This window comes from Spirulina sp. CCNP1310 (genome assembly GCF_034932185.1).
GTDB lineage: Bacteria > Cyanobacteriota > Cyanobacteriia > Cyanobacteriales > Spirulinaceae > Spirulina.
This window is the reverse complement of record NZ_JAYGHW010000007.1, coordinates 42,499-60,658: the sequence shown is the minus strand read 5'-3', so window position 1 is coordinate 60,658 and position 18,160 is coordinate 42,499. Positions and strand designations below refer to the sequence as shown.

20 protein-coding genes are annotated in these 18,160 nt (G+C 48.2%); 9 read left to right on the top strand and 11 right to left on the bottom strand.

Annotation, left to right across the window (positions count from 1 at the left end; genetic code table 11):
* Window positions 1-183 precede the first annotated feature (183 nt).
* Window positions 184-1,029 carry an alpha/beta hydrolase gene (locus VB712_RS03585; RefSeq protein WP_323252209.1) on the top strand — a complete coding sequence of 282 codons (846 nt, stop codon included), beginning with the start codon at window positions 184-186 and terminating at the stop codon, window positions 1,027-1,029.
* A 6-nt stretch (window positions 1,030-1,035) separates the two neighbouring features.
* Here the strand turns inward: VB712_RS03585 and VB712_RS03580 are convergent, their stop codons facing one another.
* From VB712_RS03580 to carA, 5 genes are all read right to left on the bottom strand, one after another.
* Window positions 1,036-1,329 (bottom strand): DUF1816 domain-containing protein, encoded by a 294-nt coding sequence (locus VB712_RS03580; RefSeq protein WP_323252207.1) that lies wholly within the window; start codon window positions 1,327-1,329, stop codon window positions 1,036-1,038.
* Window positions 1,330-1,424: 95 nt separating this feature from the next.
* A complete protein-coding gene (rlmB, locus tag VB712_RS03575) occupies window positions 1,425-2,228 on the bottom strand; it encodes a 23S rRNA (guanosine(2251)-2'-O)-methyltransferase RlmB (protein WP_323252205.1) in 804 nt (267 codons plus the stop codon).
* A 6-nt stretch (window positions 2,229-2,234) separates the two neighbouring features.
* Window positions 2,235-2,684, bottom strand: a complete 450-nt coding sequence (locus tag VB712_RS03570; RefSeq protein WP_323252203.1) for a Mini-ribonuclease 3 — start codon at window positions 2,682-2,684, stop codon at window positions 2,235-2,237.
* Between the two features lie 10 nt (window positions 2,685-2,694).
* Window positions 2,695-3,051, bottom strand: a complete 357-nt coding sequence (locus VB712_RS03565; protein ID WP_416236241.1) for an STAS domain-containing protein — start codon at window positions 3,049-3,051, stop codon at window positions 2,695-2,697.
* 81 nt (window positions 3,052-3,132) lie between these two features.
* Window positions 3,133-4,278, bottom strand: a complete 1,146-nt coding sequence (carA, locus tag VB712_RS03560) for a glutamine-hydrolyzing carbamoyl-phosphate synthase small subunit (protein ID WP_323252199.1) — start codon at window positions 4,276-4,278, stop codon at window positions 3,133-3,135.
* A gap of 323 nt (window positions 4,279-4,601) precedes the next feature.
* Here carA and VB712_RS03555 point away from each other — a divergent pair, with 323 nt between their 5' ends.
* The 3 genes from VB712_RS03555 (at window position 4,602) to VB712_RS03545 (ending at window position 8,716) form a co-directional block, all read left to right on the top strand.
* Window positions 4,602-5,015, top strand: coding sequence for a HEPN domain-containing protein (locus VB712_RS03555; RefSeq protein WP_323252197.1), 414 nt, complete (start codon window positions 4,602-4,604; stop codon window positions 5,013-5,015).
* The gene (locus tag VB712_RS03550; protein ID WP_323252195.1) at window positions 4,967-7,639 is read left to right on the top strand and encodes a P-loop ATPase, Sll1717 family; all 2,673 of its coding nucleotides are present in this window, start codon (window positions 4,967-4,969) and stop codon (window positions 7,637-7,639) included. The genes VB712_RS03555 and VB712_RS03550 overlap by 49 nt, the downstream gene beginning before the upstream one ends.
* A 180-nt stretch (window positions 7,640-7,819) precedes the next feature.
* On the top strand, window positions 7,820-8,716 hold the full coding sequence (locus tag VB712_RS03545) for a M48 family metallopeptidase (protein ID WP_323252193.1): 897 nt from the start codon (window positions 7,820-7,822) through the stop codon (window positions 8,714-8,716).
* A gap of 6 nt (window positions 8,717-8,722) precedes the next feature.
* Here the strand turns inward: VB712_RS03545 and VB712_RS03540 are convergent, their stop codons facing one another.
* Window positions 8,723-9,532, bottom strand: a complete 810-nt coding sequence (locus tag VB712_RS03540; protein ID WP_323252191.1) for a thiazole synthase — start codon at window positions 9,530-9,532, stop codon at window positions 8,723-8,725.
* 249 nt (window positions 9,533-9,781) lie between these two features.
* Here VB712_RS03540 and VB712_RS03535 point away from each other — a divergent pair, with 249 nt between their 5' ends.
* The 3 genes from VB712_RS03535 to VB712_RS03525 all read left to right on the top strand — a co-directional run bounded on the left by VB712_RS03535 (window position 9,782) and on the right by VB712_RS03525 (window position 11,360).
* Window positions 9,782-10,117 (top strand): type II toxin-antitoxin system PrlF family antitoxin, encoded by a 336-nt coding sequence (locus VB712_RS03535; RefSeq protein ID WP_323252189.1) that lies wholly within the window; start codon window positions 9,782-9,784, stop codon window positions 10,115-10,117.
* A gap of 2 nt (window positions 10,118-10,119) precedes the next feature.
* The gene (locus VB712_RS03530) at window positions 10,120-10,617 is read left to right on the top strand and encodes a type II toxin-antitoxin system YhaV family toxin (protein WP_323252187.1); all 498 of its coding nucleotides are present in this window, start codon (window positions 10,120-10,122) and stop codon (window positions 10,615-10,617) included.
* Between the two features lie 134 nt (window positions 10,618-10,751).
* Entirely contained in the window at window positions 10,752-11,360 is a 609-nt protein-coding gene (locus VB712_RS03525) for a Uma2 family endonuclease (RefSeq protein WP_323252185.1), read from the top strand.
* A gap of 9 nt (window positions 11,361-11,369) precedes the next feature.
* Here VB712_RS03525 and VB712_RS03520 read toward each other — a convergent pair whose 3' ends face one another.
* Window positions 11,370-11,705 (bottom strand): hypothetical protein, encoded by a 336-nt coding sequence (locus tag VB712_RS03520; RefSeq protein WP_323252183.1) that lies wholly within the window; start codon window positions 11,703-11,705, stop codon window positions 11,370-11,372.
* Between the two features lie 129 nt (window positions 11,706-11,834).
* On the opposite strand from VB712_RS03520, the gene VB712_RS03515 reads away from it, so the two are divergent.
* Window positions 11,835-12,038 (top strand): hypothetical protein, encoded by a 204-nt coding sequence (locus tag VB712_RS03515; RefSeq protein WP_323252180.1) that lies wholly within the window; start codon window positions 11,835-11,837, stop codon window positions 12,036-12,038.
* Between the two features lie 115 nt (window positions 12,039-12,153).
* The gene (locus tag VB712_RS03510) at window positions 12,154-12,543 is read left to right on the top strand and encodes an alr0857 family protein (protein WP_323252178.1); all 390 of its coding nucleotides are present in this window, start codon (window positions 12,154-12,156) and stop codon (window positions 12,541-12,543) included.
* Between the two features lie 40 nt (window positions 12,544-12,583).
* Here the strand turns inward: VB712_RS03510 and VB712_RS03505 are convergent, their stop codons facing one another.
* From VB712_RS03505 to VB712_RS03490, 4 genes are all read right to left on the bottom strand, one after another.
* Entirely contained in the window at window positions 12,584-12,802 is a 219-nt protein-coding gene (locus VB712_RS03505) for a hypothetical protein (protein WP_323252176.1), read from the bottom strand.
* A gap of 364 nt (window positions 12,803-13,166) precedes the next feature.
* On the bottom strand, window positions 13,167-14,645 hold the full coding sequence (locus VB712_RS03500; RefSeq protein WP_323252174.1) for a DUF1802 family protein: 1,479 nt from the start codon (window positions 14,643-14,645) through the stop codon (window positions 13,167-13,169).
* A complete protein-coding gene (locus tag VB712_RS03495; RefSeq protein WP_323252172.1) occupies window positions 14,645-17,152 on the bottom strand; it encodes a P-loop NTPase fold protein in 2,508 nt (835 codons plus the stop codon). The genes VB712_RS03500 and VB712_RS03495 overlap by 1 nt, the downstream gene beginning before the upstream one ends.
* Before the next feature lie 77 nt (window positions 17,153-17,229).
* Window positions 17,230-17,928, bottom strand: coding sequence for a hypothetical protein (locus VB712_RS03490; protein ID WP_323252170.1), 699 nt, complete (start codon window positions 17,926-17,928; stop codon window positions 17,230-17,232).
* Window positions 17,929-18,160: the final 232 nt, after the last annotated feature.

The window sequence follows — 18,160 nt, the reverse complement described above, 5'->3', positions numbered from 1 at the left end:
GTTTTGTAAAAGCTTTACGAATAGGCAAAGGCGAGCGTCCATCCTATCATTTTCTTGAGTCCCCTGTGGATCCAGCGGGACAGAAAGGGCGATCGCCGCGATGGATTGACGATCAAGCTTTAATCTAAGTGAGAATCGGGGGCGGGCGATCGCCCCCCTGGCCATTTCCCCAATTGTCCCCCCATGCTCCAACCGATCCCCCTCCATGTCGAACGTCGAGGCGAAGGCTTTCCTCTCCTCTGCCTCCATGGCCATCCCGGCTCTGGGCGGGCCATGGGCGTATTTACCGAAGCCCTTGCCCCCCATTACCGCACCCTTGCCCCAGATTTACGGGGTTACGGCCATAGCCAAGTGCGAGAACCCTTTTCGATGGCGGCCCATGTGACGGATTTGGAAGCGTTACTCGCTCAGGAGGGGATTGATCGCTGTTTGCTGTTGGGCTGGTCATTGGGGGGGATTTTGGCGATGGAATTGGCTTTAAGAGCGCCCCATCGTTATCCAGGCTTGATCCTGATTGGTACTGCTGCCCGGCCCAGGGGCAAACACCCCCCGGTTTCTGGTTGGGAATTGGCGGCCACGGGGATCGCGGCCCTGTTGAACAGCCTTAAACCGGGCTGGCAATGGAATATTGATACATTTGGAAGGCGATCGCTCCTGCGTCACCTCATCCACCAACAGACCCCGACCCCCTACGGCTATTTAGCCCAGGCCGGGACGGCTGCCTATATCCAGACCAGTCGCCACGCCCACCGCGCCCTCAACGCCGCCCTTAAACAAGGCTATAACCGCTTAGAGGATTTACCCCGGTTGACGATGCCCGCCCTGATGTTGGCGGGGGCTGAAGATGTTCACATTACCGCCGCTGCCAGTCAGGAAACAGCGGCAGCACTGCCCCACTGTGATTGGTCTTGCTTCCCTGATACTGCCCATCTTTTGCCATGGGAAATGCCCGAAACGGTGACAACCCTGATCCGCGATTGGCTAACAGCGCATCGGGATGGCTGGCGATCGCCATCCTGCCAGAGTTGAAAGCACCTATCCCCGTACAAACAACTGACCACTGAGAGCGGGGATTGTCTCAGGATCAATGATCTCCCCCATGGAGTCATCAATGGTTAAGTCATTCGGCTTCATCTGTTTGATGGCGGTACGGATGCCCTGGGCCCCTTCTTCCTTGAGGTCTTCGATATAACCCGGACTGGACTCCTGGGCCTCCAAAGCACTGGCAAAGGGCCCAAAATAGTAGGTACAACGGGGCTGCTCTGTGGTGATCTCAACCCAAAAGGCTTTGCCGGTTGCCTCGAGAAACTTCAGCCAAATTTCTTTCATCTCATCCCCCAAAACGGTTGTTTTTAAACGCAGTGAGCTAGGGTCCCACGACCTCAGCTTTACATTCCTTAATAATTGCTGATTTTTACTCTACTTTATACTCCCTCTGCCACTTTTTTTAAAGTCGCATCTGACACAGTTTGCCCATTGCTTCCTGGCCAGCGTTGCCGAAAAACCTCATACAACACCATTGCCATCGCGACGGAGGCGTTTAGGCTGGGGACATTACCCTGGAGTGGGATTGCCACCAAACTATCACAATTACGCTCGGTTAACGTGCCGAGACCCCGGCCTTCGGAGCCGATGACAAGGGCGATCGCCCCCTGTAAATCCACCTGATAGATGGGTTGGGGGCTATGGGCTGCCGTCCCATAGATCCAAAATCCGGAAGTTTTCAATTCCATCAACGCCTGTTGAATATTCGTCACCCGCGCCACGGGGAAGGTTTCCAGCGCACCAGCGGCCACTTTAAACACCGTGGGTGTAATCCCCACCGCCCGCCGAGCCGGAATCACCAACCCCTGCGCCCCCATCGCTTCTGCTGTGCGGATCATCGCCCCCAAATTATGGGGATCGTTAATACTATCAGCAACAATAATCACCGGCTGCTCACTGACCGTTGCGGCGTGGGCAATTAAGCGGGTCAGATCCCAATATTCATAGGGGATCACTTGGGCAACAATGCCTTGGTGGTTGCCCCCCTGGGTCATCTGGCTCAACCGATGCACCGGCACTTCATCAATCACCATCCCCCCCTCCTTTGCCGCTGCAATCAAGGGGCCAATGCGGCTATCTTGGCGGACTTTTGCCGTCACCCAAAGGCGGGTGGGGGGGCGATCGCCCCCCAAGGCCGCCGCCACCGCATGGCGACCATAAACCAAATCATCCCTGGTATTCATGGAAATTTAAAATTCAAAATAATGGAGTAATTCACTTAAGCGGGCGGGATCGGTGAGATAAAGATACCCAAATAAGGTTTCGAGGCTGCTGGCCTGCTGATAAATGGCGGGATCTAACCGGGCGGGGGGACGTTTGGCCGCATTGCGACCCCGACGACAGAGATCCTGTTCTCGGGGCGTGAGGTAGGGCGCAATCCGCATTAACTGGGCCGCCTGTTGCTCTGCCCGCACCTGTGCCACCACCTCTTGATGATAGGAGGCAATCCGTTGGGGAGGGAGAAGGTAATACATACGCATTAATAATTCATAAACACCATCCCCAATGTAGGCCAGCACTGTTGGTGACAGTTGCTCCACCTGACAAAGGGAACGCGGTAGGGGTTGAAGAAGATTCAACCGCTGCCGCGTCCATTGCCTCATCTCAAAATCAGGAATTTGGTGTTCACCCCCAGGCATTTACAGCATCCTATTGGGGGGGAACATTGGCGATCGCCTCCTCAACGGAAGGCTGCAACGACAGGAATTTTTCCAGCCGCACCAGCTTCACCGTCTGAGTCACACGGGGATTACTGACAATCTGGAGCGTCCCCCCCGCATTTTGGGCCTGTTTCACCAATTGCACCAAAGCACCCAGACCCGAACTATCGACAAAATCAATTTGCGACAGTGCCAGGACAACGTGCTTCGGGCCCGCATCAATACATTCCCCCAAAACCCGGCGGAATGTCGGCTCAGAAAAAGCATCCAGCAAACCCGTCAGCCGAAAAATTTGACAGTTTTCTTTGATTTCCCGTGTACCCCGCAGGCTCACGGTGAGATTCAGTTGTTCAGGAATGGCTCTACCCTCCCTACTCTAAACGGCAGTTGATCAGTCCCTCAGTATAACAGGCTGACCCAGCAGCGACTAGGCAGCGGCCCGATGCTCCCGCATCAAATCCACAAACTGCTTAAACAAATAATCCGCATCATGGGGGCCGGGGCTAGCTTCCGGGTGATACTGCACCGAGAACAAAGGCAGAGTTTTATGGCGCAGGCCCGCCACCGTTTGATCATTAAGATTGAGATGGGTGATTTCCACATCTTCCCCCAAAGAATCTGCGGTGACAGCAAAGCCATGGTTTTGGCTGGTAATCTCCACCTGTTGCGCTAAACCGCAGGGTTGATTCAAACCCCGATGGCCAAACTTGAGCTTAAAGGTTTCGGCACCGAGGGACAGGCCGAGGATCTGGTGGCCCATGCAAATCCCGAAAGTGGGTTTTTTCGCTGCGAGGAGAGCGGTGGCGGTAGCAATGCCTTCAGTGACGGCGGCGGGATCGCCGGGGCCATTGGAGAGGAAAATGCCATCGGGGTTATGGCTGAGGATTTCCTCCGGGGGGGTGCTGGCGGGAACAACGATAACGCGACAGCCATAGCTGGCCAAACGGTTGAGAATATTCCGCTTCACACCAAAATCAATGGCCACCACAGTTAAAGGCGGCTCATTGCTCCCGGTGGTGGCACTGAATTCCCAAGCGGTATCGGTGGGGGTTTGCCATTCGTAAACCTGAGGCGTGGTGACTTCTTTGACCAAATTTTGCCCGGCCATGGAGGGAGCGGATTGTACTTGGCGCAGCAGTTCTTCCGGATCGAGGATTTCCGTGGAGATGCCACCATTCATCGCCCCTGCGGAACGGAGTCGCCGGGTGAGGGCGCGGGTATCTAAGCCATAGATGCCGGGAATTTTATACTGTTTGAGGTAGTCAGGGAGGGATTGGGTCGATCGCCAATTGCTGGGGCGATGGCAAATATTGCGGGCAATGACGGCACGGATTTGGGGGTGGTCTGATTCTTCATCCTCAGCATTGACCCCGGTATTCCCCAGTTCTGGATAGGTGAAGGTGATAATTTGACCGCGATAGCTGGGATCGGTGAGTACCTCTTGGTAGCCCGTCATGCCGGTATTGAAGACGACTTCACCGATGGCCGTCCCCGTTGCTCCGAAGGAAAAGCCGTGGTAGATGCTGCCATCAGCGAGAACGAGCAAGGCGGGGGATGCTTGGGAAATAGGCATATTTTATGTTGCGTCTAACTCAGCCAAAGACTCACTTTAGCGGTATTTTTGCCTTGAGAAAGAATTCAATCGGACAATTTTAAGAAATGGGGGGAGGGCTGGAAGGGGGCGATCGCCCTAGCGGACAGAGCAAAAAAGCTGAACGCCTTACCCCAAGACGAATCTAGCCTCGAAGGTAGAATACCTACAAGCGCGGTGACAATGGGTGAGATTGACGCTCTCGTTTCCCTAGGGACGGGGACAGACTAAACGGCGCGGTTACTCCATCAGAGATCAGGGGATGTTAACATGAGTAGAGCGTCAGCCTTAGATTGACTCAGTATATGCCTCCACATACTTCAGAAGATTGGATTAACTTGGCCAATGAACGCGCTGCTGATGCAGACGTAATGACCAAGAATCGAAACACTTCAGTCACGTCTGTTTATCTAGCCGGTTATGCCATTGAATGCAGCTTAAAGGCATTCTTGCAGCAGCGAGGAAGGGGTTTCCCAAAACATGGTCAGGATGGGCATAATTTGCGAGGCCTATGGAAAGCTTGCAATTTTTCCCTGTCTGATCTTGGTGATCCGACAGGGAAAAAGACATTTTACCTAGAGAGATGGGAGACTTCACTCCGCTACGAACTAACTTTTGAGACTTCCCTGAGTTATCCAGAATTAGTAGAGGGAGCTAAACAGTTAACGGGATGGATACAGAATCAAATCCGTCGGACTCCATCGAGAAGAAACAAATGAACCATTCAGAGATCAAGGCAAAAATCACAGAAAATATGTCATCTGCTCATCTAGAGATTGAAGACCTACGCATTCAACTGGATCAAAATGTCGGCTGGCGTATCGCGGTGATTTCGCCCGATTTTAATCACAAAACTCGATCAGAACGTCAAAAAATTGTCCTCAATGGACTAGAAGCCTTAACCATTCAATGGTTAGATTTACTCACCCCTGAGGAAAAGGAATGGGCCGGTTCTCTGCCCCTAGATGCTCCTATTGAAAACTTGCCCCTTTGGCCAGAAGCATTAGCACGCCCCAGTCATCCTGAAACGATCCTGTTTGCCTCAGACCTAGAGGATGATTTAAAGCGTCCGATCATTGCCACATTTTACTCACTCAGAGGCGGAGTCGGTCGCTCCACTGCCCTTGCCTATACAGCGCAAATTTTAGCAAATCATGGACGCACTGTTTTGTGTGTTGATATGGATTTAGAAGCTCCTGGATTAGCCGCTTTGTTCGGGAAAGAAAACGAAGTTCAACCAGAACAAGGGTTAATTTTCTCATTGCTAAGTTTAGACCAAGGTGAACATCCTGATCTCCGCAATCAGATTATTCGCATCTCAGAAACAGAGGAACTCTATTGTTTGCCCGCAGGTTTACCCAATGCCAATTATGCCAGAGTGTTGAACTTGATCAATCCAGAAGCTTGGTATCGAGAAGACCGCAATCCTTTACGAGAATTGATCGATATTCTCAGCACAGAACTGCCCTTCAAGCCAGATGTTATTTTGTTGGATGCAAGAACCGGCATCACCCCCCTCAATGGGCCGTTACTCTTTGACTTGGCTGATTTAGCCATTATTGTTTTCTTCCCTCACCCGCAAACCCAAGTCGGAACTGGGGCATTAGTGCAAGCTCTGCTTGCTTCCCATAATCGCAGAACTGAACCGAACCTCACCCCTGAACCTAGATTTATTGTTTCTCCGATCCCGGCGAGTCAAGCACCAGAGGTCATTGAGCGATATCGTCATCGCTCCCTGGGTTGGATCAATAACTGGCTGGGAAGTTTGAGCGATAAAAGACCAAACTTTGAGCCAATGGTCGAATCGGAGATTACCCACTTTATCCCCTATCGCGAAACCATTGCTACATCGGATAGAATCTTATCAGCCCCAGAATATTGGCGTGATTTTGAGCCAGTTGCAGAGTGGATCGAGGGTTTACTGCCCATGGCCAGTGAGCAGCAATCTTTTGTGAATTTAGCCCATGAAAAAGCTCAAATTTTGCAAGAGTTACAATTTTCTGGTGCAGCAGCAGAAGCTCAAAATCATTTATTAGAAACTTTTGTCGAAACAGATTTAGTACAGCGAGCTATCCGCCCTGATATGCCTCTAGTATTAGGTCGAAAAGGAACAGGAAAGACCGCAATTTTTCGTCGTCTCCTAGAAGATGACCAATACCCCTCCATTGTGGTTCTTTCCCCTAGTCCGCTCAAAGATGGGCGGTTTTGGGTTTTGAGTCCAGAAGCCTTTAAAGAAGTTGATCAGCAGTTGAAGCAGCATCAAAAGAGTTGGCGTGAATTTTGGCTCCTGCAAGTTTGTCTCGCCTGTCATTTATCTTGGCAAGCAGCCCCACCAGAACCTGATGACGCTTTAATGGATATACTCGCAAATCCGTTAACTAAGGAACTGGATTTCATCAACTGCATTGAAAATTCATTATCCAAACCAAGGCTAGGCTTGCTGCTCCATGATTGGTTGATGCGGTTTGATCGAGATATCTCTGTGCAAACCTTCTTGTTGATTGATGGTTTAGATACAGGCTTTGGTGTTGGTTTACAGGAGCAACACATCAGAACAGAATCGATCTCAAGTTTGCTGTCTTTAGTGAATGACTTAGAAAGTAATTTGCATCGCTTGAAGTTTAAGGTGATGTTACGGGAAGATATTTGGCGCAGATTAAAGTTTGACAACAAAAGCCATTTTTATGGACGCTCGGTTTCACTCCAATGGTTAGAGCCTGTAGATTTCTTTAAGGTGATTGTGAAAACAGCTTTACAGTCCCATCGGTTTAAAGCCTTAGTGCAGTCCATTGAAGAGCAACAAAACCAAGGGCGTTTCTTATTCTCCAGTGATGATTTCCATCTAACAGAGCAACAAGTCTGGAATATTTGGAATTTACTCGTGGGTGAACGGATGCGGGGCGGCAAATCAGCTTTTACGAAGAATTGGGTTTGGAAACGGATTGCCGATGGCAGTAATCATCATAGTCCCCGTGCGTTGTTACAATTGTTCAAGCAAGGTCAGGCCTGGGAAATGCGAGAACAGACCAAGAATGCCTATGGTAAAACCGTGATTCGACCAAAAGCGTTAATTGCTTCTCTTGAAGAAGTGTCTAAGCAAACCCTAGATGCTTTAATTGAGGAAGAGTTTCCCAATTTAAGCACCTTGGTTGAACGTTTAAGGGAAATAGGTCGTTCTCCCTTTAAATCCAGTGAAGTAGAGGGTTTGGAGGATGAATTGAGGCTAGCGAGTGAAGTGGGTTTACTCTCTATTTATGAAGGAACCAATGATGTGGTTGAACGCTATAAAGTTCCAGATTTATACCGATCTGGTATTGGGATGACTCGCAAAGGTCAAGCCTAGGCGATCGCCTGTTGCATGGGGCATATTGTGCAATCTTTTTGTACTATTCAATGGGCAACAAGCATTTTTTATCATCGGACAACGGGAAAACTGGCAACAAACCGAGGACGGATCCCGTCGGATCGGCCAGAATAAAGACCATAGATGTAACGCAAGAGTGGTTTTGCTCCTCCCCAAATTATGAAGAACAAATTTTTTACTCATCCCCCCCGTTGGGTTTATGGGTTAATTGCAATCCTCACCACCTGTACGATTTTCTTTGCCCAACCCGTTCAAGCGATCTCGATTTGGGATATTATTCGCGGCGGTGCGCAGGTCCTCCAGGGGATTCAATTGGGCAGTATGTCCCCTGAACGGGAAATGGCCCTCGGTGGCCAGATCGATCAACAAATTAAACAGCAATTGGCGGGTAATGGTACGCCGGTCGTGCGGAATGATCACCTTGCCACTCAATATATCAACGCCATTGGCCAGCGGATGGTGGACAAGCTGACTCCGGCAGAGCGGCGAAACATTAACTTTACGTTCCAGGTGGTGAATGATCCCAACGTTAATGCCTTTGCGACGATGGGCGGTTTTGTCTATATCAATGCGGGCCTGATGGTGCTGGCGGATACGGAGGCGGAACTGGCCGGTGTGATTGGCCATGAGATGGGCCATATTATTGAGCGCCACGCCATTAAACAAATGCGCGAACGGGCGATTCAGCAGGGGATTCTCTCCGCTGCGGGGTTGAATCAAGCTCAGGTGATTCAGTTGGGGGTGGAGGTGGCGCTTAATCTCCCCAATAGCCGCAGTGATGAAAATGATTCTGATACGTTGGGCCTCAGCATTATGCGCCGGGTGGGGTATCACCCCCAGGGGATGGCGAATTTTATGGCGAAGCTGGCTAGCCAAGGCGGGGGCCGGGGAATGACGATCCTCAGTACGCACCCGAATCCGGGCGATCGCGTCAACAGCATTACGCAACAAATTGCCAACAATCCCCCCACGCAGACGGAAATGGGGGGGATGGATACCCAGGCCTACTGTTTGGAAATACGGCGGGTGGTGAGTAACCGCATTCAATGCTCCTAGAACCCCTTAAGCAATGATGCCGGTGAGGGGGGAACTGGCGGCGGCGTAGGCCTTGATGGGAATGCGCCCCGCTTGGTAGGCTAACCGTCCGGCTTCGGCGGCGAGGGCCATGGCTTTGGCCATTTGGGGGGGATTTTGGGCGAGGGCGATCGCACTATTGATCAACAACCCATCGGCCCCCAACTCCATGGCCGCCGCCGCCTCACTGGGCGCACCAATGCCCGCATCGACAATCACGGGAACTTGCGATTGCTCAATAATAATTTGAATATTGGCAAGATTTTTCAACCCCTGGCCGGAACCAATGGGGGAACCCAAGGGCATCACCGTCGCACAGCCGACTTCCTCTAACCGTTTGGCCAAAAGGGGATCGGCGTTGATATAGGGTAGAACCGCAAAGCCTTCTTTCACCAACTGCTCCGCAGCGTTGAGCGTGCCGATGGGATCGGGTAATAAATATTTACTATCGGGAATCACTTCTAATTTGACAAAGTTATTGTCTTCCTGACCCAAAAGTTTGGCCATTTCGCGACCGAGGCGGGCGACGCGGATCGCATCTTCAGCGGTGGCGCAACCGGCGGTATTGGGGAGCATCCAAATTTTGCCCCAGTCGATGGCTTCCGCTAACCCTTCATGGCCGGGGGCTTGGGTTTGAACGCGGCGGACAGCGACGGTGACGATTTCGCAACCACTGGCGGTGATGCTGGCCTGCATGGTGGCGAAGTCGCGGTATTTGCCGGTTCCGGTCATCAGCCGGGAGGTGAAGGGGCGGCCGGCAATGATTAAGGGGTCTTGGGTGGTGGTGGCTGTTAGCATCGGGCGTTTTCCTGCAAAAAGTCCAAAAATGAGCATGGACTTTTCATTGTACGCTCCTGGCGGGTTTGGGGTTAAGGGTGGGGGCGATGCTCCGATGGAGAACCCGTCATTGCTCAGTTCACCGCAAGTGTGGCGGATACAGTTCAACTCCATCGTTAGGCTGTAGACCTAATTACTCTACAGTTGACAAGACAATGCAGTTGCATTACCATTAAGATCTAGTTTTATCAACAGGCTGATAAGGTCGCTATGGTTGCAACGCTAGACCCATGTCCGGAATCCACGCTTACGGATCGCTATCAAACGACAGTGCCTGAGCCTGTTCGCAAAGCCCTGGGCTTGAATAAGCGCGATAAAATCTGCTACACCATACAGCCCAATGGCAAAGTATGGATCTCGCGGGCTGGCCAGACAGAAGAAAATGATCCAGTGCTTGGGAAATTTCTAAATTTTCTTGCCCAAGATATCGAACAGAACCCTCAACAGATACGAGCAATGAGTTCTGACCTAGCCAGTCATGTTCAATCCTTAGTCTCCGGCGTTGATCTGGATCTTGATGCACCACTACTGGATGAGGACGAATAAGGTTGCCAGTAGATCAGCCGCTAGTTATTAATGGATGGAACATCTTTGCTCATCCTCTGTTCCTTAAACAGTTTGAAGAACTTGTGGCGCAGGTTGAACATCTGCGTCGCAAGTTTCCCCAAGATTATCAAAAAAACAATGCCACAAAGCGTCTAGCGGCCATAGCAAAGTTAGCTTTTGAGATTATTCCTCAAGATCCAACTCGAAATGAGTATCGACAGGGGTCTACCCTTGGCGATGATTACAAACACTGGTTTAGAGCCAAATTTTTTCAGCAGTATCGACTGTTTTTTCGATATCATCAAGAAAGTAAAATAATTCTCCTTGCTTGGGTCAATGATGAAAAATCTAAGCGAGCTTATGAGAGTAATACAGATGCTTATCGAGTCTTTAGGAAAATGCTAGAGAGTGGTCATCCTCCAGATGATTGGCATAACTTACTCAAAGAAGCAAAAAGTGCAATAAGCCGTTTACAAAAAGCTGCTGAAACCGAAATTTAACTCATTGCGGAATGTCGGTTTACTGTGACCGGTTCACGGAGTCGGCACGGTTGAAGGGGGCAATTCGGAAGAATTGCGAGGATTGGATTATAAGGTTTAAACTGGTATTACAACCTTTAGAGTGGGAGATTCTCATGATTGCAGCTAGAGAGCAGGAGCAGTACTTTACCCCTGAAGAGTATTTTGCTTGGGAAGCAAAGCAGCTAGAAAAGCATGAGCTAATTGATGGGCGGGTTTATGCAATGAGTGGGGGGACAAAAAATCATAGTGATATTGCAGGAAACTTTTTAGCGATTATTAAGCCTCATTTGCGGGGTAGTGGTTGTAAAACATACAATTCTGACTGCCGTGTCAATATTCTCAACACCCGCAACTATACCTATCCCGATCTGAGTGTTACTTGCGATCAGAGAGATAATTCCAGCACCCAATACATCACTTATCCTTGCTTGATTGTGGAGGTTTTATCCCCTAGTACTGAGGCCTATGACCGTGGCAAGAAGTTTGAAAAATATCGCCGCAATCCGAATTTAGTGGATTATGTGTTAGTCAGTTCTGAGGAGATGGCGATTGATATTTATCACAAAAATGAGGCGGGGGATTGGCTGATTCTGAGCTATCGAGCGGGCGATCGCCTCACCTTAGCCAGCATTAATTTAACGGTGGCCATTGAGGAATTTTACGAAGAGATTGTTTTTGAGCCATTACCGGATGGGGTCGAGGGAGGAGACTTGTCTCCCTAAGGGATGGCGTTAATCGTGGAGACTATCGGGGCTGAGGGGGACAAAATCCCCGGCGGTGGTCAGCCCTAGGAGCATTGGGGAATTTTGGGGGATGGGTGTGCCGGTGAGGACGCAATGCTGATCGGTTTGGGCGATCGCCTCCACGGCGGCCCGGAGGTCTTGGCGGGAAAACTGGGGGCGGTAGTCGCCGGATTTTTGCTGAACGTAGCTCCAGAGGACATCTCTGATCAAGGCTTGATAGCCGGTATTGCCGGAGAGGGCTTTGAGTTTATCTTTCAATTCACGCTCTAAACGAATACTGGTGACTTCCATCTCGGTGGTGGTGGTGCGGGTCAAGGTGCGCATGGTGGCAAATTCCTCCAAAAAAATGTGGACATTGGGATATTACAAGTGTAGTATAGAAAAACATTGGTTACGAACTTCGCGGTTAAATTCGTGCAAAACTTGGCCAAAGCCATAGGCTAGGGGGAATAGATGGGAAATTTCAATGCAATTACCAATGGCAAAACCTGGGGCAATCGCCTCAGGGGTGAGGGGTTGACCTCGCCGGTTTTGCCCGCCAGTTTTGGCTTTGACGGCACAATTCCCCCCGTCAATCCCCAATCCGGCAAGCTGCCAATCTTAATTTTTGCGGTTCTCAGCGGTGACAGGCTGCCTTGGCGAAGGACTTGTGCCTGAATGTCAAAGCTCAACTATGCTTTGCCCCGCTTCTGAACTGTAGAGGCGGGGCTTTCTGTTGACGGTTGCTGAATGTTTTGCATTTTTTTTGCCCAGCATTGAAGGCTTAAGAGCAATGTTGAAATTAACTTATACTGACGATGGTTTTTGGCTCGAACAATTGAGCATGACGGTGGAAACCTGGTTGCAATCTCGCCTGTTGGTTTCGCTCCATGCGGGGACGGCGTTAACGATGGAGCCGACGACGGCTTCGTTTTTGCTGCCGGAGGATTTGCCGGAGTTGGCAACCTTTGAGGCGTTGCTCTGGCCGGAGTTGGGCTGTGGAGTGGCGGTGGCGGCTTGTGATGCGGGCTATGTGGAGATTTGCCTGAATGGGACTTGGGTGGGGGCTGACCCGGAAGCGGAAACGGGGGTTTTTGTGACGCGGTTGGGCGATCGCACGGAAACGTTCCTCTATCGTCTGTGGCGACAGGCGGAGGCGATCGCCGAATTGCACGGAGATTAATGGGCTGGGGGGTGGAGTGTTGCCCTACCCCTGAACCTAGTTAGGCTGTGGCGGCTGCCAATTGCCGGTGGTAGCGTTCGCGGGCCTCCTGTCGAACTCGGCCTTCCATGATTTCTGCCTGCAACTGGCTAAATAGGAGCACATCTTCTGGGCGACTGTGGGACAGAAGACAGCGCAGTTGATTTTCGGCTTCGACGGTTAAGCAGCCTTGGCCGAGGGCTTCTTGGACAATTTCACCAATACTAATCACAACACTCATCCTCCAACATCATCTTGATGGTTTGTCAACCACTGTTTGAGGGGTATGACCTCCCATAGTGGCAAGAATACTGAATTTAGCAGATTTAACCTATGATCTGGATCAGTCCCTCCCCTTGATTTTAGTCAGTTTCCGGGGAAGGATGCTTAGTTAATCCTTTTGTACTCAGTATTTTGTGGCAACCTACCGCCTCTCCGGTGATCGGCATCCGGTTATCGAATGGATCGGCGTAGGGGCGAAAAATTTCACTGATCTCGTGCCATGGCTCTGCCTTGGCACGGGCTTCGGGCGGCTCTGCCGCCTGGGATGGAGGCAGAAGCCTTCCGGGGGAGCGTACACACCCTAATACTAGGAAACAAGAGTTTTATTCTTGATGATCATCAATGAGAAAATCTTTGGTAAATACGAAGTCTCTCAAAAAATAAAAGGAATCAGTTTTCAATCCATCATCTTCTTTGTTAGATTTATTATCCTTTTTATCATTCTTTTTGCGCCCAATATAACCTGTTAGAGGAGAGGATAATTCAATTAAGATTTGGTACATTTCTCGATCTTGTAATGTGTAATTTCGGCGAAATCCACCGCGTAAAAATTCAACAGATCCACCCTCTTCTTTGACTAACTGAACGAGATCAGACCGGATTTGTAAGGCTTGAATGACTTGAGCAATGTAGGTTCTGAGTTTTTGGTCTGCTTGTTCGCCAAAGGGTTCACGTTCTAGGCATTCTTTCAATGCCCATAAATTGATTGAGCCGGGATAGTGTTTTTTGAGTTGGGTTAGATTTTGAATGGTTTCAGGACGAATTACATTCAGATCATTGCTCAATGCTGTTTTATTGGCATATTCTGTGAGTTCACCGGCAGCGATGATAATTTTAACGCAAGGGTTGTATTGCTCTTGAAGGATATTATGCCCCAATCTAATTAATTGGGCGGGTGTGCCATCGGAGACTTTTTCGGTTTTGGTGGCTTTGCATTCGCCAACGATGGGATAGGGTTGATTTGCATAGAAGTCTAGGCCGCCGGGGCCGCCGGTGGCATCGGGATCAAGGCTGGCTTTGGAGTGATTGATTGTGTTTTCAAAGCCTAAAAAGATCAAGGCTTTACGGATTAAGCGTTCAAAGTCGTGGCCTTGGCTGGAATTGCCAATGGTGGCAATTTGTTCAATCCATTGATCATCGTCGGGGCCGATGACAGGGGGAATCGGAGGATCGGGAACAGGGGGAATCGGCGGGTCGATAATAGGTGGAATCGGGCTAGGTTCAATGACAGGTTGTGGAGGGGGTTGTGGTTCTGGGTGATGGGTGGGTTGGCGTGATTGTAGGTTTTGGAATTGTTGGTTAAATTCTTCGGGTGAGAGGATGGGGGTGGAGGGGTCAATATTGATAGATTGACCCATGGCGATGGGTTTGCCGATTTTTTCGGTGATGTTGGCGATCGCCTCCACTGCAATCTTTTCCGTAAATTGATAGACCTTCAAGTAGGCCAGGAAGAGATAAGCTCGGTTTTGTTTGCGTTTAATGAGTTCTGGTGCTGTCCAGATCGTGTAATGGGCAAGATCTTCTACTTCTGAAGCTTCACCAATGAGTTCACAGCGTTCGCATTTTGCCCAGGCTTCGATCCAGACTTGGGATGAGGATGGGGGGTTCGGGGGTTGGGTAATGGTTAATTGTGGATGGTAGGCTTGGGCTGAAGATTCAGTTTCGACGGGATAGAGTAAAAAACATTGACCCGGCCGCAGGGAGCGATTAGGTAAGGCAGCAAGGGTTACGCCTTGGATTAAGGCTTGAATATCCATGCTGGGTAAAGCGATGGCTAATGATAAACTACTGGATTCACTCATTATTCATGGGTTTTAATATCTAGACTCTCTTCGGTATAACCGAAAATTGTAATGATTCGATGTACAAATTTAACAATTTGATTAGCACTTAAATTGGTTTCTACATAAAGACCTGAGCCGGAAATTTTTTCAGGGTTTTTAAGATCTTCGGCATTTTTGCTAAAGTAAGAATTTTTGCGGCCTCTGATCTCTAAAACCTTAGCAAAATCTTTATTGTGGTGTAGTTTCATCAGAGTGCAAGTCATAATTAAAAGCTCACGCCACGTTGTCACCTCATACTCAGTGCCGTTTAAAGAGAAAGAGGCGATATTCATCCCCCGATAATCACGGGTTAACCAAGTTTCAGCCGGTGGGTTAACAGTTTCAGGAGTAGCAGATTCTTCAGAAGTTTGGTCTTCTGAAGTAGTAGCAGATAAATCAGACTGTGACGCTGGCTCTACTGGCTTAGTGCTAGGATTGACAGATTCCGCTGTGCTTGGTTCTGAACTACTCTCACTATTTTCGATTGTCTCTACAGTATCGCTTACATTATCAAATGCATTAATACTAGCCTGTTCAACATCATCAGAATTACCTTTGTATTGACGAAAAAATTCGTCCAAAAGCTCATCAATATTACTAGGATCAATAACTGTAACGTCAGGTATATTACCCGATGGAGGACTTAATATTTCTAGCAACAGAGGATTAGTAAGCATTTTTTCCTGGGTATAACTGAGGATTTGATCATCAGTCAAGTTGTAGATGTCTTTTTGCTCATTAACGATATACAGCTTAATCAATAGCTCGATGTTTTCTAACTCTAAATCAACCCATTCGCCCCCCTGTTGCTTGACCAATTTTCTCAATAATTTATAAGAATCCCAATGACTTTTAATTTTTCGTGATTTAGAACGAACTAAGCAGCCACGAGTTAGATCAAAAGTTTTATAATCAACGATCCTGTGCATTCCCGCACCTACAGATAAACCATGGGTATGCTGAAGCACCATCACCCCCAGTTTAAAAGGTTGATCCTCCTCTGTGCCTAGAATTTTAAAATTGATCCAATCATTATTTTTGGCTTTCGGAGCAATATCAACAATTTCCTGGACAACCACATTGTTGAGTTGATCGCCCGTTGGGGTTTCTCCTGAAAGGGATTGCCCGATCAGTGCTGTAAATCCAAATCTTAAAACATGACCAATGAATTGGCTATCCTCAAGGGTTTCACTCAAATTGATGTCATTTTCTCGACTTAATGCCAGTTCAATGCGCTCATCGGGGCTTTCTGGCAATAAATCTGTTTCATCAACCTTAAAGTTTTCCGCACACCACTTTAATGCTTCCCGCATCGTGGGGCGGTTTACCTTAACATATTTTTTGAGTTGATCGGCGGTAAATGGATAGATAGGTTCTGGTGGAACTAATTGTCTTTTTTGATAAAAATGACTGAGATAAAGTGTCACTAACTCAATCATTGAATTAGGCTCAACGATGAATTCTAACTCAATGGGCTTATTTTGCGTAAAGGCGCATATCCGTTCATGGACACCACCATACTGCATGGAAGTAAATAAGTTGATATAAGTATCTTGCATCATCACCATGAGGATGATCACGCCTTTACTTAAATTGTACTGCTCCAATGTGTCATACAATGACTTCACTAAAACCGCAACAACTTGCTCTGTTCTCAATCCTTCATCATTAGAATTTTCTGCGGTATCAAGCTCATCAAAGCAGATAATAATTGAACTGTAGCGGTCAATTAAATTTAGAATTTGCTTAACAACGTTTAATGCGCTACTGTCTTGGTCTTGATTGCCATGGATAGAGGGGGGAACTCCTAAATATTGAGCATGGGATGCTTCCAAAATTTCACCCGCTAACCATCGCTCTGCATAACTGGATACCTTCGGTGAAAGCATCCACAAAACTGCACGGACAATGTAAGGATTGATATAGTTGGGAATATTGAGCTTCTGAATCAGCAAATCAATCAGATTACTGCCTTTTTGCAAACCATCTTGGTAGACCTTATCAAATTGATTAATTAAAACTTGAGGCTGCCTTGTGTTGGGAATAACACTATTAACGATAGTACTGGCTAAAGCTTGCCACTGGGTAATTTCTTGACTATTGGAACGGCTGAGACTATCAACAATCGTTTGCTGAAAGTAGAAATTGATTTGATCTAAGTCAGTAAAATTCAGAACATTGACATAGACAAATATCGTATCATTTTCATTGATTAACTGACGACGAATGCGATTAATCAGATGAGTTTTTCCCTGGCCCGGCGTGGCTGTAAAAACGAGGGATGTAACTTTTTGATTATGGTCTTGGCGCACATGATCTAAGGCTTGGAAGACCGTATCAGAAGCATGGGCATTAAAGGACACTACATCAGGATGACCTTGGCCCCAAACATTATCGGAGCGAAAAACGCCTATACCTTTAAAGATATTTTGGCTCTTGATCGCATTGTGGATCTGTTCTAGAGGCGAGGGGGAGGGTTTAGACATGAGAGAAAGTCCTGATCAGGGATGGAGACAACTAATACAATCCTTGTAGCCGTTCAAAATTAGTGATGAGTTCGCAATTAAAGCCGTTTTGCGTAAAAACGAAATGCACCACCGGGTAAAGTTAAAGAATCTTCTCGTTTATCTGGGGTCATATCTGGCATTTCTCCAGTCATGAGTTGAAAAATTTCATCTTCTTGCATTTTAATGAACCACTCATTAAACTCTAAACGATCTACAGCATCTCCAATTTCACGCCGAATGCGATAAATCGGCACTAGGTTTTGTAAATTAAAACCTTTGTCTAAAGTTTCATGAACTTCCAAGACTACATTTTTGAATTCTGTGTAGTTTTTGATCTTGCTGATTTTGGCTACTTTGGGCGGTTCAGATTCAACGGTTGGCTGTGGAGAGACTGGCGTAGATTCTTTGTTAGACCGCATCCATTTCAGCAGAGCATTGGGTAGCTTAACTCCCATTGTTGGCCCGTCAAATTGAAATTCTGGATTTTTCAAGCCTTCTTTGAGGATTTCTAAGCCTTTGGGAGTTAAAGAAATGCTAACAGAACGATCTGTAGTGATTTGGATCGCACCGTCTTCTTGCAGATCCTTAAAAATGTCTTGATAGTCCCCTACCTTTTCCTTAGAACGCAAGAGCCACTTATTGAGATCAGAACGTTTGACCTCCTGATTTGAACCTTGCAAATCCCAAAGAGAAAGCAACAGACGGGTTTGGGCTTGGGTTTGACTGCCCCGGAGTCCATTAGCAGGTGTTGACATATAGTTAACCGATCAAATTTTGCAAATTGTGGTGTGGGATGCGGAAAACATCTTCTCCGCCCATTGTAGAAGGTTCTTCCCGTAGACAACAAATTGATCAACCCTCCTATACAAAACTATACATTTTTTAAAGTTCTTCAGTTATCAACCCCCCAAACTCCCCCCTCAGCACTAGCAACAGAGGCGATCGCCCCAACCCCGATCAATCCCCACAATCAGCAACAGCAGCTAG